General features: G+C 69.2%; 23 protein-coding genes and 1 pseudogene. 6 read left to right on the top strand and 18 right to left on the bottom strand.

The annotated features are described in order from the left end of the window. Positions 1-77 precede the first annotated feature (77 nt). Positions 78-808, top strand: a pseudogene (locus tag ACPYN5_RS05385) (glutamine amidotransferase). Positions 809-811: 3 nt separating this feature from the next. On the opposite strand, the gene ACPYN5_RS05380 reads toward ACPYN5_RS05385, so the two are convergent. The 4 genes from ACPYN5_RS05380 to ACPYN5_RS05365 are packed head-to-tail and all read right to left on the bottom strand — an operon-like array spanning position 812 to position 3,557. Then, positions 812-1,825 (bottom strand): YihY/virulence factor BrkB family protein, encoded by a 1,014-nt coding sequence (locus tag ACPYN5_RS05380; protein ID WP_424447954.1) that lies wholly within the window; start codon positions 1,823-1,825, stop codon positions 812-814. Between the two features lie 51 nt (positions 1,826-1,876). Continuing rightward, positions 1,877-2,356 (bottom strand): prepilin peptidase, encoded by a 480-nt coding sequence (locus ACPYN5_RS05375; RefSeq protein ID WP_424447953.1) that lies wholly within the window; start codon positions 2,354-2,356, stop codon positions 1,877-1,879. Then, positions 2,353-2,505, bottom strand: coding sequence for a DUF1905 domain-containing protein (locus tag ACPYN5_RS05370; protein WP_424447952.1), 153 nt, complete (start codon positions 2,503-2,505; stop codon positions 2,353-2,355). The genes ACPYN5_RS05375 and ACPYN5_RS05370 overlap by 4 nt, the downstream gene beginning before the upstream one ends. Before the next feature lie 59 nt (positions 2,506-2,564). Next, positions 2,565-3,557 carry an aldo/keto reductase gene (locus ACPYN5_RS05365; protein WP_424447951.1) on the bottom strand — a complete coding sequence of 331 codons (993 nt, stop codon included), beginning with the start codon at positions 3,555-3,557 and terminating at the stop codon, positions 2,565-2,567. Positions 3,558-3,656: 99 nt separating this feature from the next. Between ACPYN5_RS05365 and nrdI the strand changes: the two genes are divergently transcribed. Next, positions 3,657-4,103 (top strand): class Ib ribonucleoside-diphosphate reductase assembly flavoprotein NrdI, encoded by a 447-nt coding sequence (gene nrdI / locus ACPYN5_RS05360; RefSeq protein WP_424447950.1) that lies wholly within the window; start codon positions 3,657-3,659, stop codon positions 4,101-4,103. 310 nt (positions 4,104-4,413) lie between these two features. Further along, positions 4,414-4,617 carry a cold-shock protein gene (locus ACPYN5_RS05355; RefSeq protein ID WP_091499607.1) on the top strand — a complete coding sequence of 68 codons (204 nt, stop codon included), beginning with the start codon at positions 4,414-4,416 and terminating at the stop codon, positions 4,615-4,617. 79 nt (positions 4,618-4,696) lie between these two features. Here the strand turns inward: ACPYN5_RS05355 and ACPYN5_RS05350 are convergent, their stop codons facing one another. After that, positions 4,697-5,095, bottom strand: a complete 399-nt coding sequence (locus ACPYN5_RS05350) for a barstar family protein (protein ID WP_424447949.1) — start codon at positions 5,093-5,095, stop codon at positions 4,697-4,699. A 92-nt stretch (positions 5,096-5,187) separates the two neighbouring features. Then, the gene (locus ACPYN5_RS05345; RefSeq protein WP_424447948.1) at positions 5,188-5,694 is read right to left on the bottom strand and encodes a MarR family winged helix-turn-helix transcriptional regulator; all 507 of its coding nucleotides are present in this window, start codon (positions 5,692-5,694) and stop codon (positions 5,188-5,190) included. Positions 5,695-5,803: 109 nt separating this feature from the next. On the opposite strand from ACPYN5_RS05345, the gene ACPYN5_RS05340 reads away from it, so the two are divergent. Continuing rightward, positions 5,804-6,742: an NADP-dependent oxidoreductase gene (locus ACPYN5_RS05340; RefSeq protein WP_424447947.1), complete on the top strand. Its 939-nt coding sequence runs from the start codon at positions 5,804-5,806 to the stop codon at positions 6,740-6,742. Between the two features lie 402 nt (positions 6,743-7,144). Here ACPYN5_RS05340 and ACPYN5_RS05335 read toward each other — a convergent pair whose 3' ends face one another. From ACPYN5_RS05335 to ACPYN5_RS05290, 10 genes are all read right to left on the bottom strand, one after another. Further along, entirely contained in the window at positions 7,145-8,452 is a 1,308-nt protein-coding gene (locus ACPYN5_RS05335; protein ID WP_424447946.1) for a glycoside hydrolase family 53 protein, read from the bottom strand. 52 nt (positions 8,453-8,504) lie between these two features. Beyond that, positions 8,505-9,659, bottom strand: a complete 1,155-nt coding sequence (locus tag ACPYN5_RS05330) for a glycoside hydrolase family 53 protein (protein ID WP_424447945.1) — start codon at positions 9,657-9,659, stop codon at positions 8,505-8,507. Next, on the bottom strand, positions 9,656-10,489 hold the full coding sequence (locus ACPYN5_RS05325) for a sugar ABC transporter permease (RefSeq protein ID WP_424447944.1): 834 nt from the start codon (positions 10,487-10,489) through the stop codon (positions 9,656-9,658). Before ACPYN5_RS05325 ends, ACPYN5_RS05330 begins: the two co-directional genes overlap by 4 nt. Further along, a complete protein-coding gene (locus tag ACPYN5_RS05320; protein WP_424447943.1) occupies positions 10,482-11,858 on the bottom strand; it encodes a carbohydrate ABC transporter permease in 1,377 nt (458 codons plus the stop codon). Before ACPYN5_RS05320 ends, ACPYN5_RS05325 begins: the two co-directional genes overlap by 8 nt. After that, entirely contained in the window at positions 11,855-13,174 is a 1,320-nt protein-coding gene (locus tag ACPYN5_RS05315; protein ID WP_424447942.1) for an extracellular solute-binding protein, read from the bottom strand. The genes ACPYN5_RS05320 and ACPYN5_RS05315 overlap by 4 nt, the downstream gene beginning before the upstream one ends. Positions 13,175-13,313: 139 nt before the next feature. Then, positions 13,314-13,985, bottom strand: a complete 672-nt coding sequence (locus tag ACPYN5_RS05310) for a response regulator (protein WP_424447941.1) — start codon at positions 13,983-13,985, stop codon at positions 13,314-13,316. Next, the gene (locus ACPYN5_RS05305; protein ID WP_424447940.1) at positions 13,982-15,214 is read right to left on the bottom strand and encodes a sensor histidine kinase; all 1,233 of its coding nucleotides are present in this window, start codon (positions 15,212-15,214) and stop codon (positions 13,982-13,984) included. The genes ACPYN5_RS05310 and ACPYN5_RS05305 overlap by 4 nt, the downstream gene beginning before the upstream one ends. Continuing rightward, positions 15,211-16,140 (bottom strand): CPBP family intramembrane glutamic endopeptidase, encoded by a 930-nt coding sequence (locus ACPYN5_RS05300; protein WP_424447939.1) that lies wholly within the window; start codon positions 16,138-16,140, stop codon positions 15,211-15,213. The genes ACPYN5_RS05305 and ACPYN5_RS05300 overlap by 4 nt, the downstream gene beginning before the upstream one ends. Positions 16,141-16,277: 137 nt before the next feature. Further along, the gene (locus ACPYN5_RS05295) at positions 16,278-17,540 is read right to left on the bottom strand and encodes an MFS transporter (RefSeq protein WP_424447938.1); all 1,263 of its coding nucleotides are present in this window, start codon (positions 17,538-17,540) and stop codon (positions 16,278-16,280) included. 98 nt (positions 17,541-17,638) lie between these two features. After that, positions 17,639-18,685 (bottom strand): NAD(P)-dependent alcohol dehydrogenase, encoded by a 1,047-nt coding sequence (locus ACPYN5_RS05290; RefSeq protein WP_424447937.1) that lies wholly within the window; start codon positions 18,683-18,685, stop codon positions 17,639-17,641. Between the two features lie 175 nt (positions 18,686-18,860). Here ACPYN5_RS05290 and uvrA point away from each other — a divergent pair, with 175 nt between their 5' ends. Further along, complete coding sequence (uvrA, locus tag ACPYN5_RS05285) at positions 18,861-21,410, top strand: excinuclease ABC subunit UvrA (RefSeq protein ID WP_424447936.1); 2,550 nt, start codon at positions 18,861-18,863, stop codon at positions 21,408-21,410. 34 nt (positions 21,411-21,444) lie between these two features. Then, on the top strand, positions 21,445-22,542 hold the full coding sequence (locus ACPYN5_RS05280; protein ID WP_424447935.1) for an SDR family oxidoreductase: 1,098 nt from the start codon (positions 21,445-21,447) through the stop codon (positions 22,540-22,542). Between the two features lie 60 nt (positions 22,543-22,602). Here ACPYN5_RS05280 and ACPYN5_RS05275 read toward each other — a convergent pair whose 3' ends face one another. Beyond that, complete coding sequence (locus tag ACPYN5_RS05275) at positions 22,603-23,109, bottom strand: NUDIX hydrolase (RefSeq protein WP_424447934.1); 507 nt, start codon at positions 23,107-23,109, stop codon at positions 22,603-22,605. An 82-nt stretch (positions 23,110-23,191) separates the two neighbouring features. Continuing rightward, on the bottom strand, positions 23,192-23,464 hold the full coding sequence (locus tag ACPYN5_RS05270) for a hypothetical protein (RefSeq protein WP_424447933.1): 273 nt from the start codon (positions 23,462-23,464) through the stop codon (positions 23,192-23,194). Positions 23,465-23,627: the final 163 nt, after the last annotated feature.

The raw sequence follows: 23,627 nt of genomic DNA, 5'->3' as shown, positions 1-23,627 counted from the left end.
GACCATACCCGGGCCACTCGAGCGGCCCGATACGCTTGCGCCATGCGTGCTCGACGACTACGGATCCGGCTTCGGGAGTGAAGCCGTTCGTGCTGCTCGCGACGCGGGCCGAGAACCTCCCGGCCGACGAGGAGTATGAGCTCTTCCTGCGCCACTCCGGGCTCGACCCGGCTCGTTGCGACGCGTGCGACTCGAGGCCGGTCCCATGCCGGAGATCGACCTCGACGAGGTCTCGGGCATCTTCGTCGGTGGCGGCCCGTTCAACGCCTCCGATCCGAGCGATGACAAGTCAGCCGTGCAGCGACGCGTCGAGGCGGAGTTCGCCACGCTGCTGGAGCGGGTCGTCACGCAGGACGCACCGTTCCTCGGCGCCTGCTACGGCATCGGCACGCTCGGGGCTCACGTGGGCGCCACCATCGACCGGCGATACGGCGAGCCGATCAGCGTCGTCGACGTCGAGCTCACCGACGCGGGCCGGGGCTACCCGCTCCTGGCGGGGCTCCCCCACACGTTCCCGGCTTTCGTCGGTCACAAGGAGGCCATCTCGGTCCTCCCTCCCACGGCGACGCTCCTCGCATCGTCGACGGGATGCCCGGTGCAGATGTTCCGGGTCGGCCGCAACGTGTATGCGACGCAGTTCCACCCGGAGCTCGATCTCGATGGCATCACGACGCGCATCCACGCCTACGCCGATTACGGCTACTTCGCGCCCGACGAACTCGATCTGACGCTGTCGGCGGTGCGCCGTAGCCCGGTGACCCACACCGGCTCGATCCTGCGGGCGTTCGTGGAGCGCTACGCCCGCTGAGCCTCAGCCCTGCGCCTTCGCGCGCTCCTCGGCCTCGAGCTCACGGGCTTTGTCGAGCTCGCGGGCCGCGGCCGACACGGCATCCTCGGCGCGCTGGACGCGGCGCTGCAGGAATGTGGACGCACCGAACCGCGACCGGACGCGGTCCTCCTCTTCGCGCACTCCGGTCACGATGTACGCCGTCGCGATGAGGATGACCTGCGATGAGAGGTTCAGCCACAGCAGCAGCGCGATGAGCGACGCGAACGACGCCAGAAGCGGGTTCGAGGTCGCTCCGCCGACGAACAGTCCCGACAGCTGCTGGAGAATCGTGAGGCCCGCTCCGCCGAGCAGTGCGCCGCTCCAGAGTGCACGCTTGTGCACCTTCACACCCGACAGCGCGCGGAAGAGCACCGCGACCGCGACCGTGTCGAGAGCGAAGACCACGACGAGCGACACGGCCCAGCCGGCGAACTGCACGAGCGGGTTCGTCTCGGAGAATCCCAGCAGATCGGCGAGGAGGCCGACCCCCGCCGTCCCGAGGAACGTCACGCCCGCCGCGGCGACCAGCGCGCCGCCGATGCCGATCGCGAGGACGAGGTTCCGCAGCAGGACCCACACGAAGAGAACGTCGTCGGTCAGCTGGTCGGCGATCGCGCGCATGGCCGTGCGGAGCGAGCCGATCGCGCCGATCGCGGCGCCGAGGAGGCCGACGGTCGCGATGACGCCCGCGATGGTCAGGCCGGCTGGCGCCTGGATGTCGTCGAGCTTGATCAGTCCGTCCTCTCCGACGAGACCCGGGATGACCCGGTTGACCGCGTCGATGAGGGCCTGCCAGGCGACAGGGTCACCGGCGAGCCAGAGCGCGGCCACCGAGAAGCCGAGGAGGACACCGGCGAACACGCTGAACAGGGTGCGGTAGGTGACGCTGTCTGCCAGCACGGCGCCGCGGTGCTCGCTGTAGAGCAAGAACGCGCGGACGGGCTTGCGCTGCAGCGCCCACGCGATCGAGCGGGAGAGGAAGGTCGACTCGGCCATGCCGCCACGATAGCGCGGTGCCCCTCGGCGCCTTCGTGCGCTTGACACGGCTCACCCCGCGACGAAGCTTCCCGCCAGCGCGACCCATGCGCCGACGAGCATGAACGGTCCGAACGGCAGCCGCGTGCGACGATCGGCTCGCCGGAGGGTCATGAGCACGACGGCGAGGAGGCCACCCAGGACGAACGCGAGCCCGGTCGCGACGAGCGGGACCTCCCAGCCGTGCGGGCCGGTGAGCAGCCCGATCGCGCCGGCGAGCTTGACGTCTCCCCCGCCCATGCCGCCTCGACCGGCGTGCAGCAGAAGGTACAAGGCGAACAGCGCGGCCCCTGCGACGACGGCGCCGATGAGGGGGCGTGTCGAGGCCCGGTCGATGGCGGTCAGCGCGGCGGACCCCGACGCTGCGACCGCCAGCGCGAGAACCAGACGATTCGGCAGTCGATGGGTGGCGATGTCGATGAGCGAGAGCCCGAGGCTGAGCGCGGCGCACACGACGCTCAGCACCAGAGCCGCGGCCCCGACCACGGTCACGCGTCGATGACCTCGAGCAGCACCCGGACGACGCCTTCCGATCCGATGGACTCGGCGCGACGGACCGCCTGATTCAGCGGCAGCACGTACAGGCCGCGCGTCGCGTCGGGAAAGAGCGAGGTCTGCCAGGCGTCGAATACCAGCTTCACGCGCTCAGCGTAGAACCCGGCCGGTCAGTGCGTGCGCCCGTTCCACAGGTCGCCGAGAATCACCAGTGGGGGTGGATGTCCGCCCGCAGGAACTCGTCGTAGACCGCGACGATCTCGTCGGCGAAGCCCGTCAGGTCGGTACCGCCTTCGAGCAGCGCGGCAGCCGCCGCATTCGCGCGGGCCTGCTCGGTCGTGCGCGCGCCGGGGATGACGCTCGTGACGCCGGGTCGACTGGCGATCCACCCGAGCGTGGCAGCCGGCAGGGTGAGGCCCTCCGGAACTGCGGCGGCCAGTCGTCGAGCGGCCGTCAACCCCGTCTCGAAGTCGACCCCCGAGAACGTCTCGCCGCGGTCGAACGCCTCGCCGTTGCGGTTGTACGAGCGATGGTCGTCGGCGGCGAAGGTGGTCTGCGCCGTGTATCGCCCGCTCAAGAGCCCCGACGCCAGCGGGACGCGCGCGAAGATGGCCACGCCCGCCGCCGCGGCGGCCGGGAGCACCTCGTCAAGCGGCTTCAGCCGGAACGGGTTGAAGATGATCTGGACATTCGTCACGTGCGGCCGCGCGATCGCCGCGAGCGCCTGCGCGGTGGTCTCGACGGACACCCCGTACGCCGCGATCGCGCCGTCTGCGACCAGCTCGTCGAGCGCGTCGTAGGTGTCGTCGGACTCGATGACGGCGGAGGGCGGGCAGTGCAGCTGAACAAGGTCGAGAGTCTCGACTCCGAGGTTGCGCCGTGATCGATCGGTCCACGCGCGGAAGTTCGCGGGGGTGTAATTCTCGGGGACCTGCGCCTCCCGGCGACCCATCTTCGTCGCGACGGTGATGTCATGGCCGGGGCGATCGGCGAGGAACCGCCCGATGATGCTTTCGCTGCGCCCGTCGCCGTACACGTCGGCGGTGTCGAAGAGCGTCACGCCGGCGTCGGCGGACGCGCCGAGGACGGCAAGCGCCTGGTCTTCGTCGACGTCGCCCCAGTCGGCGCCGAGCTGCCAGGTGCCGAGGCCGATGGCCGAGACGGAGCGGGACGTCGAGGCGAGGCTGCGCTGCTGCATGGGTACAGCGTAGGTGCAGGGCCCGACACCTCGGTCCGGCCGGACTTTTCCCGTTCGGTTCGCCATCCGCGTGCTCCACGGATGGCGGACACTGAGCGCGTGTCGCAGCTTCCGGTCTACTTCTTCTCGTCGACGTCGAACCTGATCCGCCGCTTCGCTCACCGCCTGCAGGCGACGGACGGCAGGCCCCTGTTCGACCTCGCCGAGCGCACGGTGCGCGCGAGCGAGGCGCCCGGCCCGTGGATGCTGCTCACGCCTTCGTACAAGGCGGGCAACGATGCGCACGCGACATTGCCCGCCGGGGTCCGCGCGTTCCTGCGCTCCCCCACGAATCGTCGTCGGCTCATCGGGATCATCGGCTCGGGCAACCGCAACTTCGGGACGCACTACCAGGCGGCGGCCCGCGAGCTCGCTCGCACGTCGGGCCGGCCCGTGGTCTTCGAGTTCGAGCTGGCCGGCACACCGGAAGACGTAGCGGAATGCGCGCGGATCCTCGCCGCGTTCGACGAGCGCTTCCACCGCGACCCGAACGAGCGCGACACATGAGCCGAATCGCGTCATTCGCCGACTTTGCGCGATCTATCGCCCCATCGGCCCACGAAATCGCGTAGCATTCGAGAGTCGGTGCGTCACGGCGCGCCTCTCCGTCGGCTCACGCCGACGTGCATTTCCTGTCATTCCGCCGTCGATCTCATGCATTCGGGCCGTGCTCTCGGCCCCGCGACCGCACCTCTCGTGTCCGGTCACCCACTCCGGCGAGTGTCTGCTCGCCCCACACACTCCGCAGCGGCCACGCCGCAGCGGTACCCCGGATCATCACAGCGGTGGTCCCAGAACACAGAAGGAAAATGACGACATGGCCACTGGCACCGTCAAATGGTTCAACTCGGAGAAGGGGTTCGGCTTCATCGCTCCGGACGACGGCACCGCGGACGTGTTCGCGCACTTCAGCGCCATCTCCGGCACTGGACACCGCAACCTGTTCGAGAACCAGAAAGTCGAGTTCGACGTGGAGCAGGGCCAGAAGGGCCTGCAGGCGACGAACATCCGCGCTCTCTGAGCGTTCGACGCACTGAAGGGGTCGGTCCATTCGGACCGGCCCCTTCCGCATTTCCCCGGCCGCGCGGGCCGGTGACGATTCAGGCGAGGACGAGCTCGACCTCGGGGTGACCGGCGAACACCTGCAGGACCAGCTCGAAGTACGTCTTGCCCGTTCCGCGTTCCACCTCCTCCAGTGCGGAGCGAGCCGGCCCTGCGGCGAACACGTCGGGGCGCGTGAGCTTCGCGGCGTAGTAGGAACGGGTGAGCGGAACGCCGAGGGCCTGCCGCGAGAGCTCGGAGTCGTCCCAGACGATCCGGGCAGACGTGACGCCGGCGAGGACGCCGAACCCGCCGTACAGCAGGTCGTCGAGGGCGTCGAGACTTTCGCCGAGCGTCCAGTCTTCACCCGGCATGAGGACGCGACCGAGTTCCGCATAGAGCGAGGGGAGGTCGTAGATCTGCGAGCCATCGAGCCGGAGTTCCGCAGCGGGCGCCATGCCTCGACGCTATCCGGCCCGCGTCGACCGGACAGTGTGAGGAGTGTTCCTCTCACCGGCATCGGTACGGCGACGCACCGCTCCCGGCCGTCTCACCCGCTCTTGCGCGAGCGCGCGCGGGTCGCCGCGGATCGCGGCGGCGTGCGGCGCATGTGATCGCGCACTCTGCCGAGGATGTCGCCCAGGGCGCGAACGTCGTCGAGCGTGAGGGGTTCGAACAGCAGCTCGTCGAGGACGGCGATGTGGCCGGGGAAGACCTGCGCTAGGACATCCCGTCCGGCATCGGTGATGGTGACCTCGACGCTGCGTTCGTCATCGGCAGAGGCGTTCCGGGCGATCAGCCCGCGCTTCTCGAGGGTCTGCGCCTGGTAGGTGAGCCCGCTGCGGCTGTACACCACGCCGTCGGCGAGATCGGTCATGCGCAGGCGCCCCCCGGCGGCATCACCGAGCGTCGCGAGGAGCTGGAACTGCACGTAGCTGAGATCGCCGGCCTCCTTCAACTGCCGATCGACAGCGTGCCGCAGCAAGCTGCTCGTCTCGATGAGAGAGAAGTACGCGCCGAGTTCGGTCGCGTCGAGCGAGAGTCGAGGTGAGGCCATGACGGCGAGTGTACCGAACTTCCAATTCGTAGCACTTGCTTCTAGTTCGAAGCATTGCTATGGTCGACCCCAAGAGCTTCAACTTCGAAGCACAATGAAGGGAAAGACCATGAAGGCAGTGCGCTTCCACGAGACCGGCGCCGCCGACGTCCTGCGGTACGAGGATGTCGAGCAACCTGTTCCGGGTGCGGGCGACGTGTTGATCCGGGTGGCCGGTGCGGCGTACAACCCCGCCGACGGCGGGATGCGGGGCGGGTTCCTCCCCATCCCGATCTCCCTCCCGCACGTCCCCGGCTACGACGTGTCGGGCACGGTCGTCGCGACGGGCGAGGGGGTAGCGGGCGTCGCGAACGGCGACGCGGTCGTCGGATTCCTTCCCATGACCGGCGACGGAGGCGCTGCCGAGTTCGTCGTCGCTCCTGCAGCATCCGTTGTCAGCGCTCCCACGAGCATCCCGCTGGCCGAGGCTGCGGGCATCCCGTCGGTCGCTCTCACCGCGTCGCAGGCGCTCTTCGACGCCGCCGGCCTGGCTTCCGGACAGCGCATCGTGATCAACGGCGCGGGCGGACCCGTCGGCGGCTATGCCGTGCAGCTGGCCGCACGAGCCGGCGCGTACGTGATCGCGACGGCGAGCCCCCGGAGCGCGGCCGCCGTCGCGGCCCGCGGAGCGGACGAGGTCATCGATCACACCACGACCAACCTGCTCGATGCGGTCACCGAGCCCGTCGACGTACTGCTCAATCTCGCACCGATCACCGCTGCGGCCTTCGCGGCGCTCCTGCCGCTGGTGCGCGACGGCGGCATCGTCGTGTCCACCACTCCGACGGTTGCGACCCCGGGCGACGAGACTCGGGGAGTCCGCGCCGAAACGATCTTCGTACAGCCGGATGCCGCCACCCTCACCGCCCTCGTCGACTTGGTCGATCGCGGTGAGCTGACGGTGGACATCGCACGTCGCGTACCGCTGAGCCGGCTCGCCGAGCTGCACCGCGAGGCCGACGAAGGCCGGGTCCACGGGAAGGTGATCGTCGTCCCGACCGAAGAATGACGGCGTTTCGCGCCGCCGTCCGTCGGGGACGATCAGCGAACGCCGCCGGTGCAGTCACGGTTCGCACGGGCGGCGTTCGCTGCGACGGTCCGAGGGCGTCAACCGACACGTCGACGCGGACGTCATCGACATTCAACCAGTTGCCGCTCTGGGCCTCGGTGTAGAAGCCGATCTCGAGCGTGCCACTCGTGACCGGGACGTCGAGGGAGACCCGCTTCCAGTCATTCGCGCTCGCCGGGAGCGATGACCGCAGCTCGGGTACGTCGGCGTTCTTCGCGTACAGGTAGGCGGAGGTCTGCCCGCCGCTGTTGAGGATCCAAGCCGAGACCCGATAGACGCCCGAGGGGAGGCTGCCGAAGGTCTGATAGATCGAGGCCGCGTAGGGCGTCGACTTCCAGAACGTCAGCTTGAGCGACCCGACGACCGCGGGTCCTGCGTGAAGATCGCGTCAGCATGGGCGCCGCCCGGTGACCACACGCCCCATCCCGATGGAGCGTTCGTATACCCGTCCTGCTCGAAGCCGCCGTTGACGGCGAGGTTCGGCGGAGGGGTCTCGCCGAAGACGTCGAGTGTCGGGAGTGCCGAACCGTTCCAATCGAACAGTGTCTGGTTGTCCCACGGGTTCGACAGCACGCCGGAGTCGTCATTGTCGATCTTGCCCGCCTCGGAGCCCCAGTTGGCGCCCGGTACGGGAAGCCAACCCGGTTCCCACCAGATGAGTCCGCGGCCGCGCCCGTTCGGCACGGACCGCACGATGTCGCGGAGATCGCGAAGGAACGCGGTCTGCCCGGCGACGGTGGCGGGGTAACCGCCGGTCGCCTCCTCCCCCGTATAGAACGAGTTGCCCAGTCCGTCTCCGTCACCGAGCGTCCAACCGTAGGCGGTCTCGACGATGAGGACGTCCTTGCCGTAGCGGGCGCTGATGTCGTTCAGGTTCGCGGCGAGTTCGCCCATCGTGCCGTGCCAGAACGGGTAATACGACAATCCGATGATGTCGAAAGGCACGCCCGCAGCGGTGATCGCGTCGAACCACCACCGATAGAGAGCGTTGTCGCCACCGTGATCCAGATGCAGGACGATCTCGACGTCCTCTCCCGGACGCAGAGCCGCGTCTACGCCCGAGATCCCCGCCTCGAGTAGCTCGGCCAGCTGTGTGAAGTCCGAGACGCCGTTACCCACACGCCCGTGGTCCCAGAGGATCCCACCCGGGATCTCGTTGCCCATCTGCACCATCTCGGGCAGCACGCCGGCGCCACGCATCGCGTCGACCACGTCATGGGTGTACTGGCGCACCGTCGACAGCAGTTGCGGGTACGACAGCCCCCGCCACGCCTTCGGCAGCGTCTGTGTTCCGGGATCGGCCCACCAGTCGCTCAGGTGGAAGTCGAGCAGGACCTCCATGCCCGCGGCCTTCGCGCGTTGCGCCGTCGCGATCGTCGTAGCGAAGTCGTTGGTACCGCCTCCGTACGGTTCACCCGTCACCGTGTACGGGTCGACCCACAGTCGGAGCCGAGCGAGGTTCATCCCGGCGTCCCCCATGATGTCGATCGGATCGTCGACGACGCCACCGCGGGAGAACTGTCCTCCGAGCGACTCGACCTCGTGGATCATGCCGAGGTCACCGCCCATCACGAAGTCGTCGGGGTCGAAGGCGGCGGTCGCCGTCGTGGCCGGAAGCCCTGCTGCTACGAGGACGGCCGTGACCGTCACGGCGAGCATCGTCGCTCGCCGTCGGAATCGGCGTGTCGTATGTCTTCCTTTCCTATTCCGCAGGACCACCGGCGGCCGACCCGAGTGCGCTCAGCGAAGCGAGTGCGCGTCCGTGCTCGTCGAACAGTGTCTGGTTGGCCCATCCGTTGCCGGGCTCGGCCATGTCGTCGCCGTACGCCATACCGGCGGGTGACGCCCACGACGTCCCCGGTACCGGCAGCCACGCGGGCTCCCAGTACACGACGCCTCGTCCGCGCCCGTGCGGGACGTCCGCGATCACGCGGGCGAGGTCAGTGAGATAGCGTGCTTGCCCGTCCACGGTCGCTGGGTAGGAGGCCCCGGGGGCGCCAGCGTCGAACATCGAGGTGCCCGCCGGGTTGTCGGGGCGATGCGCATACGCCGTCTCGACGACGATGACGTCCTTCGCGTAGCGTTCGGCAATCTGGTGCAGGTTGTCGCGCAGATCGTGGAGCGAGCCGTGCCAGAGCGGGTAGTACGACAGCCCGACGGCGTCGAAGTCGACGGCACGCCCGGTGATCTCGTCGAACCACCGCCGATAGAGATCGACGGCGCCGCCCGCGTCGAGGTGCAGCACGATACGCGCGTGCGGGTCGGTGGAACGCACAGCGCCCGTTCCCGCCCGCAGCAGACGCGCCAGGCGGTCGTACTGCTCACGGGCGTCGTCGGCGGCGATCGCTTCGAAGCTGCGGCTCTCGAGGTCGTACCGCGGCGTGCGACCGAACGGCCACAGCATCCCGTTGGTCGTCTCGTTGCCGACCTGCACCCACTCGGGGCTGCCAGCGCGCAACGCCACAGCACGGACCACCTCGGCCGTGTGCGCTGCGACCGCATCGCACACGCCGTCGAGATCGAAGCCGCGCCACGACCGGGGCAGCGCCTGCTTCTTCGGGTCAGCCCAGAAGTCGCTGTAGTGCAGGTCGATCATGAGCTCGAGACCCGCGGCGCGCGCGCGTTCAGCCAACCGCAGGGTCGTGGCGAGATCGTTCGTGCCGCCCTGGAACGGGCGACCGTCGGCATCCGTCGGGTCGACCCAGACGCGAAGACGGGCGAGGTTCACCCCGTGGTCGGCGAGGATCCGGAACAGATCCCTCTCGCCGGCGGCGTCCGCGAACGATCCCCCGAGAGCCGCGACTTCAGCGGTCATCGAGACGTCGGCGCCGCGGATCGGCAACAGTGTCGTCGTCATTCCTTCTCTCCTCCCTGAGCCAGTCCCGCGACGAGATAGCGCTGGAGCACCATGTAGAGCCCGGTGATCGGGACCGCCACGAGGATGGCGCCGGCCGCGAAGGTCGTGAAGTCGTTGCGCGTCTGGTCGGAGATCATCTGGAACAGTCCTATAGCGACGGTGTAGTTCTCCGGGCTGCTTATCAACAGGCGCGGCAGGATGAAGTCCATCCAAGGCACCGCGAACTGCGTCACCGCGACGAAGGTCAGCATGGGCGTCATCAGGGGCAGCAGGATGCGCGCGAAGATCTGCAGGTGTGACGCACCGTCGAGCACGGCGGCTTCGTCGAGGCTGGTCGAGATCCCGTCGAGGTATCCCTTGAGCAGCCAGATGTTGTAGGGCACCGCGGCCGCGACGCTGGCGATGACGAGGCCGGCCAAGCTGTCGAGCAGCCCGAAGTTCAGGTAGAGGATGTAGATCGCGATCGCGGTCATGAAAGTCGGGAAGATCTGGATGACGAGCATGACGATCAGCCCTATGCGGCGCCCGGTGAAGCGCAATCGAGCGAACACATACGCGGCGATCGCCGACAACAGCACGCTCAGCACCATGTTCGACACCGCGACGATGAGCGAATTGCCGTACCACGTGGCGAACGGGGTATCGGTGAACAGCCGGACGTAGTTCGCGATCGTCGGGTCTGCGGGGATGGCTGAGGCTTGCGCGAGGGACCGACCGGATCCGAGCGATGAGCCCACGATCCAGGCGAGCGGGTAGAGCACGATGGCCGCGACGACGACGAGCTCGATGTGGATCAGTGCGGTGACGAGACGGCTTTTGGTTCTATGCATCGGAGAACGCTTTCGAACGACGCAGGCTCCACACCGAGAAGGTCCCCACGATGAGGAAGATGAGGATCGACATGACCGAGGCGATGTCGTACAGCCCGTTGTCGAGCGTGAGCTTGTACAGCCAGGTGATGAGGATGTCGGTGTTGCCGGCGTACCGGTAGTCGGGGTTGGCGGGGCCGCCCTGGGTGAGGAAGTAGATGACTCCGAAGTTGTTGAAGTTCGCCACGAACGACAGCACGATCAGCGGCGCCGTCGCGCGGAGAACGATGGGCAGCGTGAGGTGGCGCACCTGCTGGATCGCCGACGCGCCGTCGATGCGGGCCGCTTCGTAGTAGCTCGCCGAGATGTTGGTCAGCGCGCCGCTGATCAGGGCCATGAAGTACGGGAAGCCGAGCCAGAGGTTCACCAGGAGCGCGACGATGCGTGCGAGCCACGGGCTGGACGGATCGGTCAGCCACATGACGCGCTCGGGGGTCACGCCCCAGTCGACGAGCGCTTGGCTGATCGGCCCGAACTGACCGTTGAACATGGAGCGGAAGACCAGCGCCGAGATCATGGCGGGCACGGCCCACGGCAGGAAGAAGATGCTTCGCCACAGCCGGGGGAACCGCACCCGACGACTGGAGACGAGGACCGCCTGGAGGAAGCCCAACGCGTACGTCGTGGCCGTCGCGAGCACCGCCCACAGGACCGTCCATCCCAGCACGCCGAAGAATGTCCCACCCCAGGCACCGGCGCCGAGCAGCTGACGGAAGTTCGCGAGACCGACCCATTCGACGAGTTGCATCGGCGGCAGGTTGTCGCTGCTGTAGTCGGTGAACGCGATGAGGACGCCGAAGATGACGGGCAGCGCGGTGACGAACAGCAGCAGAACGAGCGTCGGCGCGAGCACGAGGTACGGGAACGCCGTGTGCCGGACCGACCTCGCCCACTCACCGGCGGCGAGACGCTGCCCCGTGGCCAGGACGCGGCGGCGGGTGCGCATGGCGTCGCGGACAGACCACGCGGTGATCGCCGCCAGCAGAGCGAGGACGAGCACGGCGATGATGCCGTTGACCATGAGGACGATCGAGTGATCTCCCGGCGACAAGCCCGCGACGGTCATCGTGCGGGGCTGCGTGCCGAGGGTGACGAGCCCCCAGACGCCGCGGACGAAGAACCCTCCGTGTGTGCGAGGCGTGTAGCCCGAGAGGTCCGCGTAGTGGCCCGTCGTCACCTCTGTCGCGATGGCGAGACCGCCGACGGCAGCGAGCGCTATGCCCTTGACCCACTCCCGATTGAGCAGTTGCCCGAGCCCCGGCACCAGCGCGGAGGCGAGGCCCGGCGACCAGGGCGCCGCCGGCCTCGTTCCGCGTCGATGCGGGGTCACTCCCCCAGCCCGGTCAGGTCGGCGTAGCCCGTGATCGCCTGCTGCTGCGCTGTGGCCGGGTCGGCGACACCATCCCACACGCTCGCCACGAGGGTGTTGCCGACTGTCCAGAGCTCGTCCCCCACCTCCGCGATGAGGTCGGACCGCTCGGCCTGCGCCAGCACGCCGTTCGCATGCTCGTCGGCGGCGAGCCCGACGACGGCTTGCGCGTTCTCGCCCGTGAGCGCCGGGATGCCCCCGGTCGTCTGGTAGAGCGCGGCTGCCGCCTCGTCCGAAGCCAGGAACGCCGCGAACACACGTGCCGCCCCGGGGTAGGCCGAGTAGCCCGACACGACTCCCACACCCAGCCCGGCGAGGGTTGCGGCTTCCCCGCCTCCCGCCACGGCGGGCAGTGTCGTCACGCCGAACTCGAACCCGTTCGCCTCACCGGCGGCGGTGAAGTCAGCGATCGACCAGGGACCCGTGATGACGTAGGGGGTCTGCCCTTTGGCGAACTCCATCTCGATGGAGTCCCACGTGGCGTCGGCGGAATTCACCTGCCAGAGATCACGGAGAGCGCCGTAGTACTCCAGGCCTGCGGTGAGGGTGGGATCGTCGAGGCCTGGGCTCTTCGGGTCTGCCCCGAGCTGCCATCCGAGCGAGCTGAGCACGGGGTACGCGTAGTAGAGCTCACCACTCAGCCAGCGGATGGTCCAGCGGTTCGTGCGGGGATCGTTGTACGACGCGGCGAGTTCACGGATCTGCTCCCAGGTCTGGGCAGGTTCGCTCGAACCCGTCAGCTGCTGCAGCAGGGTCTTGTTGTAGAAGAGCGCGATCGACTCGGTCGAGACAGGCACACCATAGAGTTCACCGTCGCGACTCACGACCCCCGCGAACGCGTCACCGACGCGCGAGGCGATCTCGCCCTCGTACTCCCCCAACGGAGCCGCGACCCCGGAGTCGATCGCCCCCGAGAGGTCGGTGAAGTTCGTGAAGTACACGTCCGCGCCCGTGCCCGCCTCGCCATCGAGCTCCATCTTCGCCACCGCATCGACCTTCGACACCGTCGTCAGCTCGACGCGGATGCCGGGATGTTCTGCGGTGAACGCCTCGACGAGCGCCTCGCCGTACTCCGGGTACTCGACCCAGACCTGAAGCGGCACCTCTCCGCTCGCAATCTCCGGCTCGATCTCGTAGGCGCCGGCCGCCGCATCCCACGTCAATGTCGATTCCTGGGCGGGGGGCGCGCTCGAGCATCCCGAGACCATCACGATCGCGAGGATTGCGGCCGATCCCGCCGTCGTGCGGACGATGGCTGCTGTGTTTCGGATGGTCATGCGAACTCCCTCGTTGCGGTGACTGTGACCGGTCCCAGTCAACTGGCGCGGGGACGGTGAGTCCATGACGGTAGTGGCACGATCGCGGCACGGAGGGAGTTCTCCCTGGGGAGGAATCGGCGGCGGAAGGCGCTGCGCGTCAGTCCAGCGGGGTGACGACCTTGTTCTGATAGGCCCACACGACCGCTTGCAACCGCGAACGCACGCCGAGTTTGGGCAGGATGCGGACGAGGTGCGATTTGATGGTGCTGACCTCGACCGTCAGCGTGGCTGCGATCTCGTCATTGGACATCCCCTGCGACAGAAGCTCGAGGATCTCGCGCTCCCGGGGCGTGAGGTGCCCCGCCGCCTCGGCCGAGGCCGACACCCGCTGCAGTGCGCGCCGGCGAGAGAACTCGCGCAGGACACGGCGCGTGACGGCCTGATCGAGTGTGCCGTTGCCGGCGGCGACATTGCGGACCGCGCGCACGATGTCGTCGGGCTCGGCGTCCTTCAGCAGGAAGCCGGACGCCCCTGCCTCGAGCGCCTCGAAGACATACTCGTCGAGGTCGAAGGTCGTGAGGATCAGCACCGGCACGCTCGGACCCTCGTCATCGTGCTCACCGAGGGCCCGGGTCACCTCGATGCCGGTGAGGCCCGGCATCCGGATGTCGAGGCAGGCGACGTCCGGGCGCAGGGAGGCCGCCAGCTCGAGGGCCTGAACGCCGTCGGGTGCGGTGGCTACCACCTCGATGTCGGGTTCGGCCGAGAGCAGGGCCGCGAGGCCGGCACGCGCGAGCGGCTGATCATCGGCGACGAGCACGCGGATCATGTCGGCCCTCCCGGAGTGTTCGCCGGTTCGGCCGGCACGGTGAGGCGAACGACCCAGCCGCCGGCGGCATCCGGTCCCGCCTCCAGCGTGCCACCGACGAGGCCGGCGCGCTCGCGCATCCCGAGCAGGCCGAAGCCCCCACGCGCCGGATCGGCGTCTGACGAGCGGATGCCGGGTGCGGCGGGTGCGTTGCGCACGGCCGCGACGAAGACGTCGGGGCGCGTTCCGTCGAGGCGGACCTCGCAGGTGGATCCGGGGGCGTGGCGGGCCGCGTTCGCCAGCGCTTCCTGCACCATGCGGTAGACCACGAGCTGCCCGAGCGGTCCGACCTGGCCGCCGCCGGATGCCCTCGTCAGGTCGACCACGCGGCCCGTGGCGCGAGCGGACTCGACGAGGGCGGTGACGGTCTCGAGCGTCTCGACGGCGTCCCGCTCATCGCCGTCGCGGCGCAGCAGCCCCACGAGCTGGCGGAGGTCGTCGAGCAGCACCCGGCTCTGCTCGCGCACCTGCCGGACGGCGACCCGTGCAGCATCCGGGTCGGTTGCGATCTGGCGCTCGATGGCACCGGCCATGAGGGCGATGCTCGACACGTGGTGGGCCGCGATGTCGTGCAGCTCACGCGCCATGGCGGTGCGCTCACGTGCGACAGCAGCTTCGACGACGGCTGCCCGTTCCCGGCGCATCGCCTCGGTCTCGCCCGCTCGCGCCCGATGCGCGTCGCGCCTGGCCGTCACGGCCAGCACCCCGGCCGCGGGCAGGGCGACGATCGCCACCGCCTGGAGCAGCGCCGCCCCGAGCGCGCCCGGGACGGCCACGGTGCTCGATCCGAGGATGTCGGCCGTCTGGCCGCCGGCGACGAGCACCCCGGCGAGCGGCAGCAGCACCCGCAGCCGGCGCGGCGGCACGAGCAGGGTGGTGCGGAGCACGGCGATCAGCACCGCCGCGTCCGCGAGACTTCCGAGTCCCGTCGGCGCGAGGACCCCGACCAGCAGCGCGCCGATGGATGTGCCGAGCAGGACCGAGACCGGCGCGAGCCGGGCGAAGCACAGAGCGATCGCTTGGGCCGCCAGCACCGCACCCGATGTCCACCAGGCCGCGACGTCGACTCGGACCGTCGCATCTCCGGCGAACAGCTGCGGCGCCGCCAGCAGCGCCAGGAGGGTCGCCGCGCCGGTGCCGAGCGCCACGACGACATCCGTGACGCTCGGCATCCGCCCGGAAGAACTCATGCCGCTATCTTCGCGGCTTCCGCGACCGGCCGCCCGACGGGCGGCGTCGTGCGCGCCAGGCCCAGACGTCCGCGGGTGAGTGCGATCGTGATCGCGGCGGCCACCGTCGCACCGATCAGCAGCACGTGCTGCAACTGGTCCGCCCCGACCGCGGGGAACATCTCGGCCCAGAAGACGGTGACGGTGTTGTTGAGGCTGACGTGGAACAGCATCACGATCGGCAGGCTCTGCCCCGACCGGTTGAACAGCCGCATGATGACGATGTTGAAGAGGGCGCTGAAGGCGACGAACTCGACGACGTTCAGCCACGTCACGTCGGGCCACGAACCCCATTCGGTGAGGAAGAGCGGCAGGTGCCAGATACCCCACAGCGGGCCGAGGATCGCGGCGGCGCCGAGCGGCCCGAAGCGTTCCTGCAGCGGCGGCAGCGCGAAGTCGCGCCACCCGGGCTCTTCCGCAAGACCGGTGGTCAGCATCTGCAGCAGAAGTGCGGGGACGTACAGCGCGAGGGCGACGAGGCTCGGCGCCTGCACCTGCCCGCCGGATGCAAGCGTACCGAGCAGCAGCACCGCGATCGGCACCGCGAGCAGCGCCACCGCGTACCACCGGGGTGCGACCCGCCAGCGCAGCAGCCGGCCCACCCAGACGCGCAGGCCCGCGCGGCCGCCCGTCACGGCCGTGACGATGAACGCCGCTCCGAGCGGCCCGAGGTAGGCGCCGAAGAGCATGCCGGTGAACTGCGAGGTGCCGAAGATCTGCGGGAACGCGTAGTCCCAGATGCCGAGGCCATCGCGGGAGAGGATCCACGGTGTCCAGGCCACCCAGCTGAGGCCGAGCGCCAGCACGAAGAACGATACGAGCGGTCTGCGGCGGATGGCCCCGGCGATTCCGGGGGTCGAGCTGTTGCCGTGGAGAGTGGCGGACATGCGTGATTCCTTCCGTCGTCGTCACGCCCCGGGGAACGGGGTCGTCGTCGACTGTAAGAAGGTGGCGGCATCCGGCTCGACGTCCGAACGAGGGCACTTCGCGATCTCCACCCAAAGTTGCAGGCGGTCATCCGCGATCAGGCGACAGCGGGCTGCTCGTCGTCTTCGACGGGCTTCGCCGCGGCGATGTACGAGATCGGACGCCAGACGAGCAGCAGCGTGATCGCCGCCCCGACGAAGGCGAACCACCACGGCCCCGTCGGTCCCCACACCTGCGCGATCACGCCGCCGAGCGCCTGACCGACGACGAGGCCGCCGAAGACGCCGACCATGTTGACCGAGGCGATGCGCCCCTGCAGGTGATGCGGGACGAGGCGCTGGCGGACGGTCGTCGAGATCGTCGCCCACACGAAGGCGTAGGCGCCGAACGCGATCATGATGACGAACGCGACGGTGCCCGACGTCGTGAGCGCGAAGGCGAGGTGCATGAGCACTTCGGCCGAGAGGCACACGCGCATGAGCGACGCGAACGAGAAGCCTCGCTCGAGGCGTCCGAACAGCAGCGTGGCCGCCAATCCCCCGATCGCGGACGCCGTCGTCAGGGCGCCGTAGCCGACCGGCCCCATCTGCAGGTAGTCGGTCGCGTAGAGCACGAGCACACCCCAGGGGGCGGCCCAGGTCACGTTGAAGGTGAGGATGATGATGACGAGCGTCCGCACGGGCGGGTTCTGCCAGAGCCAGCGGATGCCGCTCAGGATGTCGGTGTGCACCGGCGTGCGCTCTCGCGGGGCATCCGCCGGCTCGGCCCGCCGGATGGCCGCGATGCGCGAGATGAGCACGATCGCCAGGGCGACGCACACGCCCTGCACCGCGAAGGGCCAGAACGACCCGATCGCGAAGAGGAAGGCTCCGAGCGGCGGTCCGCCGAGCTGGTTCGCCAGGAGGAACCCCGCCTGCAGGCGGGCGTTGCCGATGCCGAGGTCGGCCTTGCGCACCATCATCGGCAGCAGGGTGCTGCTGGTCGTGTCGACGAACACCTCAGCGGTGCCGTAGAGGAACGCGACGATCAGCACCATCCAGATGCTGGCCATGCCCGTCACGAGGAAGACGCAGAGTCCGATCAGCACGAGCGCCCGGATGCCATTGGCCACCATGATCAGCAGGCGGCGGTCGATGCGGTCGGCGATGGCGCCCGCGTGCAGTCCGAACAGCAGCCACGGCAGGTACTGCATGATCGCGCCGGAGGCGACGAGCACCGGCGAGTCGGTCATCGAGGCGATCAGAAGCGGCGCGGCGGCGAGCGCGATGCCGTCGCCGATGTTGCTCGTCAGCGACGACGCGAACAGCCACCGGAAGTCACGCCCCAACCGGCGCGGCGCGACCCATTCTGCGATACCCACCGCACGAGCCTAGGGCGCACCGCCGACAAGCCCCGCGCGCCACCGCCGGCGGGGTGGGAACGACCTGTGGCACGGCCGTTCCCACCCGCCGCGTGGCGTCAGGCGAACGTCTTCGCGTCGATCACGAAGCGGTAGCGGACATCGGAGGCGAGCACACGCTCGTAGGCCTCGTTGATCTGCTCGGCCGAGATCAGCTCGGTCTCGGGCAGGATGCCGTGCTCGGCGCAGAAGTCGAGCATCTCCTGCGTCTCGGCGATGCCGCCGATCATCGATCCGGCCCACGTACGGCCGCCGCCGATGAACGCGAACGCGGGAACCTCGAGCGGCTCGGACGGTGCGCCGACGTTGACCATCGCACCCTCGGCCTGCAGCAGGCCCAGGTAGTCGCCGACATCGATCTTGGCCGACACGGTGTTGATGATGAGGTCGAACGAGCCGGCGAGCTTGGTGAAGGTGTCGGCATCCTTCGTCGCGTAGTGCGCCTTCGCGCCGAAGCGCAGCGAGTCGTCCTGCTTCGAGGTCGTCTGCGAGAGCACGGTGACCTCGGCACCCATCGCCACGGCGATCTTGACGGCCATGTGGCCGAGGCCACCCATCCCGACGACGGCGACCTGGGTGCCGGGGCCCGCGTTGAAGCGGTGCAGCGGCGAGTAGGTCGTGATGCCCGCGCACAGCAGCGGCGCGACCTTCTCGATGTCGAGGTTCTCGGCGACCTGCAGCACGAAGTCCTCGTTCACGACGACGGCCTCCGAGTACCCGCCCTGGGTGATGGTCCGGTCGGCGGGGTCGACGCCGCCGTAGGTCTGGATGTTGCCCTTCAGGCAGTACTGCTCCTTGCCGGCGACGCACTGCACGCACTCGCCGCAGGAGTTGACCATGCAGCCGACGCCGACGCGGTCGCCGACGCGGTGCTTGGTGACGTCCGAGCCGACCTCGGTGACGTGGCCGACGATCTCGTGGCCGACGACCTGCGGGTAGGCGATCGGTCCCCACTCGCCGCGCACGGTGTGGATGTCGGAATGGCAGATGCCTGCGTAGGCGATGTCGATCAGCACGTCGTGCGGACCGAGGTCGCGGCGCTCGATCGTCGTCTTGACGAGGGGCTCGTCGGCGGCAGTCGCGGCGTAGGCGTTGACGGTGAGCATGGCGCTCCTTCCCCCGGCGCAGGTGAGCCGGGTGTTACGTGAGGCGGGGGTGTGCCCGACGGGGCAGCATCCACGCTAAGCCGACTTGGTATGGCCAGGCAGTCACTCTCAGTACACCCCTCGCACGTGGTAGGGCTCGCGTCCGGCGTCACTCACCGGCACCTAGGCTGGCACGATGTCTGGACACCGCCGCACGACCCCCGACGCCTTCGTCCGCGTGCGCGGAGCGAACGAGAACAACCTCCGGAACGTCGATGTCGACGTGCCGCGCGACGTCATCGTCGCGTTCACCGGGGTGTCGGGGTCGGGTAAGTCGTCGCTCGCATTCGGCACGATCTTCACCGAGGCGCAGCGCCGCTACCTCGAGTCGGTCGCTCCCTACGCGAGGCGCCTCATTCAGCAGGGCCACAACCCCCACGTCGAGTCGATCACGGGGCTGCCGCCGGCTGTCGCGCTGCAGCAGCGCCGCGGTGCGCCGAGTTCGCGCTCGAGCGTCGGCACCGTGACGACGCTGTCGAACTCGCTCCGGATGCTGTTCTCGCGGGCCGGCACCTTCCCCGACGGGTTCACGACGCGGCTCGACTCCGACGCCTTCTCCCCCAACACCGCCGCCGGTGCGTGCCCCGAGTGCCACGGCATCGGCGTCGCGCACACCGTCACGGAGGAGACGCTCGTCCCCGACCCGTCGCTCAGCATCCGCGACGGCGCGATCGCCGCGTGGCCCGGGGCCTGGCAGGCGAAGAACCTGCGCGACATCACCATCGCCCTCGGATACGACGTCGACCGCCCCTGGCGCGACCTCGACCCCGCCGACCGCGAATGGATCCTCTTCACCGACGAACAGCCCGTCGTCGAGATCACGCCGCAGCGCGACCGCGTCGCCAAGCCCTACAAAGGCATGTTCTGGAGCGCGAAGAAGTACGTCTTCCACACCCTCGCCGACTCGGCGAGCGCGAAGATGCGCGAGCGCGTGCTGCAGTTCGTCCGCACAGGAACGTGCCCGCTGTGCGGCGGGTCGGGGCTGCGCCGCGAGGCGCTCGCCGTCACCTTCGCCGGCCGGACGATCGCCGAGCTCAACGCACTGCCGATGACCGAGCTCGCCGACATCCTGCGCCCGACGACGATGCTGACGGATGCTGCGCCGGCGTTGCCCACGTCGGCATCCGGCGAGCGCACCGACGTCGCCGTCGCGATCGCGACCGACCTGGTCGCGCGCATCGGAGTCCTCGTCGACCTCGGCCTCGGCTATCTCGGTCTCGGCCGGGTGACGACGACCCTCTCCCCCGGCGAGATGCAGCGTCTGCGCCTGGCGACGCAGCTGCGCTCGGGACTGTTCGGAGTCGTCTACGTGCTCGACGAGCCGTCGGCAGGCCTCCATCCCGCCGATGCCGAACCGCTGCTCGATGTGCTCGAGCAGCTGACCGTCGCGGGCAACTCGGTGTTCGTCGTCGAGCACAACATGGACGTCGTGCGCGGTGCGGACTGGATCGTCGACGTCGGTCCGGGAGCGGGCGAGGGCGGCGGCGCGGTGCTGTACAGCGGAGCCGTCGACGGGCTCGCCGAGGTCGCAGAGTCGGTGACGCGACCGTTCCTGTTCCCCGACGCCGACGCCGACGCAGCGGCCCCGCGCGCTGTGCGGGCCCCGACGGAGTGGCTGACGCTCGAAGGTGCATCACTGCACAACCTCGCGGACGTCGACGCGGCGTTCCCACTCGGGACGTTCGTCGCGGTGACGGGAGTATCGGGGTCGGGCAAGTCGTCGCTCGTCGGCGGCGCACTGCGCGACGTCGTGCACGGCCACCTGCGCGGAGACGACGCCGCGGACGAGCCGGCCGACGAGACGGCGGATGCCGCGGGGCTGGCCGAAGCGACGATCCCCGACGCGCGAGCCGGCGCCCTCACCGTGCGGACGGTCGCGGGCCTCGAGCACATCGACCGGCTCGTGCGCGTCGACCAGAAGCCGATCGGGCGCACCCCGCGCTCGAATCTCGCGACCTACACCGGCCTGTTCGATGCTGTGCGCTCGGTGTTCGCCGGCACCGACCTCGCTCGCGAGCGCGGCTACACCGCCGGACGCTTCTCGTTCAACGTCGCCGGCGGTCGCTGCGAGACGTGCCTGGGCGAGGGCTACGTCTCGGTCGAGCTGCTCTTCCTGCCCGGCAGCTACGGGAAGTGCCCAGCGTGCCACGGCGCGCGCTACAACGACGAGACGCTCGAGGTGACCTACCGCGGCAAGAACATCGCCGACGTGCTCGCCCTCACCGTCGAAGAGGCCGCAGACTTCCTCGAGCCGGTGCCCGCGGCATCCCGCAGCCTGCGCACGCTGCGCGAGGTCGGCCTGGGCTACCTACGACTGGGACAGCCCGCGACGGAGCTCTCGGGCGGCGAAGCGCAGCGCATCAAGCTCGCGACCGAGCTGCAGCGGGCCCGGCGCGGCCACACCCTGTACCTGCTCGACGAGCCCACCACCGGACTGCATCCCGCCGACGTGCGCCTGCTCCTCACCCAGCTGCACGCGCTCGTCGACGCCGGCAACACCGTGGTCGTCGTCGAACACGACATGGATGTCGTCGCGTCGGCCGACTGGGTCATCGACCTCGGCCCGTCCGGAGGCAACGCCGGCGGGCGGGTGGTGGCGACCGGGACGCCGGAGGACGTGGTGCAGGTAGCGGAAAGCCGGACGGCGCCGTACCTCGCGCGGCGCCTGACCACCTCGGCGACCTGAGGAATGCCGCTGGGTGTGAGCTGTTGTCATCAGGATGACCACTTCGACTCAGGCCCCCGACTCTCCCCTCCGCCGCGCTCTCGTCGTCGGCGCCTCGGGCATCACCGGATCGGCGCTCGTCGACCAGCTGGTGAAGGACGGCTGGGAGGTGCTCGCCCTCTCGCGGCGCGCGTCGACCGACGGAGCGGTGCGAGGCATCGCGGCCGATCTGCGTGACCCGAGCAGCCTCACGGCCGCCCTCGCCGACGAGCATCCCACTCACGTGTTCTTCACGGCCTGGCAGCGACAGGCGACCGAGGCGGAGAACATCGCGGTCAACGGCGCGATGGTGCGCGATCTCCTCGCGGCGCTCACCCACGCGCCCCTCGAGCACGTCGCTCTGGTGACCGGGCTGAAGCACTACCTCGGTCCGTTCGAGGCGTACGCCGCGGGTGAGATGCCCGACACCCCGTTCCACGAGGAGGAGGAGCGGCTCGACACCCCGAACTTCTACTACGCGCAGGAGGACGAGCTGTTCGCCGCGGCAGCGGCGCAGGGCTTCACCTGGTCGGTGCACCGTTCGCACACCGTCATCGGGTACGCCGTCGGCAACGCGATGAACATGGGGCTGACGATCGCCGCGCAGGCGACGATCGCGAAGGAGCTCGACCTCGACTTCGTCTTCCCCGGCAGCGAGACGCAGTGGAACGGATTGACCGACATGACGGACGCCGGTGTCCTCGCCGAGCAGATGGTGTGGGCCGCGACGAATCCGGCAGGCGCCGACGAAGCGTTCAACATCGTCAACGGAGACGTCTTCCGGTGGCGCTGGATGTGGCCGCGTCTGGCCGAACATCTCGGCGTCGACCCGGATCGCGTCAAGGGGTACGAGGGCGCGCCGCGACCGCTCGAGCAGCAGATGGCCGCTCACGAGGCGGCCTGGCCCGACATCGCCCGCACGTACGGGCTCGCCGAGTCCGACCTGAGCCGCATCGCCTCGTGGTGGCACACCGACGCGGACCTCGGTCGCGACATGGAGGTCGTCACCGACATGGGCAAGAGCCGGGATGCCGGATTCCTCGCCTACCGACGGACGGAACAGGCCTTCGCCGACCTCTTCGACCGCTACCGCGCGGAGCGCCTGATTCCCTGACGCGAAGCTCGCACCTTCGATCCAGGCGATGAGCGGTGCGAGCTGGATCGGAGTCGGACGCTACCCGCGGATCGGGGCACGATCACCGATCAGAGAACGGGCGATCGCCCGCACCGAGGGGAAGGTGTCGAGTCCGTGCAGCTCGTCGAGGAAGAACCACCCGGCCGCGTGGACCTCGGCCTCGGCGGCGTCGACGGTCTCGTCACCCATGACGTCGAGCGCGAAAGCCATGTCCATGTGGATGTGCGCCGGCTCACCCGGCCGCTCCGGGATCAGCTGATAGCTCATACTGAGGGGCAGGTCGAGCTGAGCTTCTTTCGTGCCGTCCACCTCGGGATCGATGCCCGGGTGCGGCCTGAGCGCGGCGCGGATCCCCGTCTCCGCACGCACCTCTCGAACGACTGCCACGTGAGGCGTCTCGTCCGGATCGACATGGCCGCCGGGAGGAAGCCACTTCAGGAGCTTCCGATGGTGAACGAGCAGCACCCTGTCTCCGACCCCGTTCACGACGTAGCCGCTGACGGTGAACTGCTTCTCGAAGTGCGTCGTGCGCTCGATGATCGTCATGTCGTTGCTCTCCGGTTGCGGCGGTACAACCGCCCGCGTTCATCGATCGTCGCAATTCAGGGTACGAAGGCGCCAGCGTCTTTTACGGCGAGGTAGCCGACGAGCCCGACAGCGATCGAATCCCGAGGACTCCCGTCACCTGCAGCCCGCGCCGCCGTGGAGCGAGCAGGGCTGCGACGAGAGCACAGACGAGGCAGAGTCCGGCGAAGAGCCGCAGTCCGAGGGATACGACGGTCGCCAGGTATGCCTCGTCGTCGCCGACCGCGAGGACCCTGGTGAACACGTCGAGCCCAGCGAGCACGACTGCCCCTGAGGCGATCGCGAGCGGTGCCGACGGGTGAATGTCCAGCTTCATTCTGTGCTCACCGAGTTCCCCGCTTTCACCGTCCCGACAGAGTTAGACGGTAGCCGACGCCGGTCACGGGCGAAAAAGAAGCCCCCCGCGTCTCCGCGGAGGGCTTCGAACCGTCGACCTTGAGTACCTCTTGTCAAACAATTCAGCGTCCCCCGTTACCGCG

Source organism: Microbacterium arborescens, assembly GCF_049707515.1.
Classification (GTDB): Bacteria; Actinomycetota; Actinomycetes; order Actinomycetales; family Microbacteriaceae; genus Microbacterium; species Microbacterium arborescens_B.
This window is presented reverse-complemented; position numbering and strand designations above follow the sequence as displayed.

Excerpts from the sequence above, each read along its gene's own strand:
- ACPYN5_RS05380 (WP_424447954.1), bottom strand. The coding sequence starts at position 1,825 with ATGGCCGAGTCGACCTTCCTCTCCCGCTCGATCGCGTGGGCGCTGCAG.
- ACPYN5_RS05365 (WP_424447951.1), bottom strand. The coding sequence starts at position 3,557 with ATGCAGCAGCGCAGCCTCGCCTCGACGTCCCGCTCCGTCTCGGCCATC.
- ACPYN5_RS05355 (WP_091499607.1), top strand. The coding sequence starts at position 4,414 with ATGGCCACTGGCACCGTCAAATGGTTCAACTCGGAGAAGGGGTTCGGC.
- ACPYN5_RS05350 (WP_424447949.1), bottom strand. The coding sequence starts at position 5,095 with ATGGCGCCCGCTGCGGAACTCCGGCTCGATGGCTCGCAGATCTACGAC.
- ACPYN5_RS05345 (WP_424447948.1), bottom strand. The coding sequence starts at position 5,694 with ATGGCCTCACCTCGACTCTCGCTCGACGCGACCGAACTCGGCGCGTAC.
- ACPYN5_RS05340 (WP_424447947.1), top strand. The coding sequence starts at position 5,804 with ATGAAGGCAGTGCGCTTCCACGAGACCGGCGCCGCCGACGTCCTGCGG.
- ACPYN5_RS05330 (WP_424447945.1), bottom strand. The coding sequence starts at position 9,659 with ATGACGACGACACTGTTGCCGATCCGCGGCGCCGACGTCTCGATGACC.
- ACPYN5_RS05325 (WP_424447944.1), bottom strand. The coding sequence starts at position 10,489 with ATGCATAGAACCAAAAGCCGTCTCGTCACCGCACTGATCCACATCGAG.
- ACPYN5_RS05315 (WP_424447942.1), bottom strand. The coding sequence starts at position 13,174 with ATGACCATCCGAAACACAGCAGCCATCGTCCGCACGACGGCGGGATCG.
- ACPYN5_RS05310 (WP_424447941.1), bottom strand. The coding sequence starts at position 13,985 with ATGATCCGCGTGCTCGTCGCCGATGATCAGCCGCTCGCGCGTGCCGGC.
- ACPYN5_RS05305 (WP_424447940.1), bottom strand. The coding sequence starts at position 15,214 with ATGAGTTCTTCCGGGCGGATGCCGAGCGTCACGGATGTCGTCGTGGCG.
- ACPYN5_RS05300 (WP_424447939.1), bottom strand. The coding sequence starts at position 16,140 with ATGTCCGCCACTCTCCACGGCAACAGCTCGACCCCCGGAATCGCCGGG.
- ACPYN5_RS05290 (WP_424447937.1), bottom strand. The coding sequence starts at position 18,685 with ATGCTCACCGTCAACGCCTACGCCGCGACTGCCGCCGACGAGCCCCTC.
- uvrA (WP_424447936.1), top strand. The coding sequence starts at position 18,861 with ATGTCTGGACACCGCCGCACGACCCCCGACGCCTTCGTCCGCGTGCGC.
- ACPYN5_RS05280 (WP_424447935.1), top strand. The coding sequence starts at position 21,445 with ATGACCACTTCGACTCAGGCCCCCGACTCTCCCCTCCGCCGCGCTCTC.
- ACPYN5_RS05275 (WP_424447934.1), bottom strand. The coding sequence starts at position 23,109 with ATGACGATCATCGAGCGCACGACGCACTTCGAGAAGCAGTTCACCGTC.
- ACPYN5_RS05270 (WP_424447933.1), bottom strand. The coding sequence starts at position 23,464 with ATGAAGCTGGACATTCACCCGTCGGCACCGCTCGCGATCGCCTCAGGG.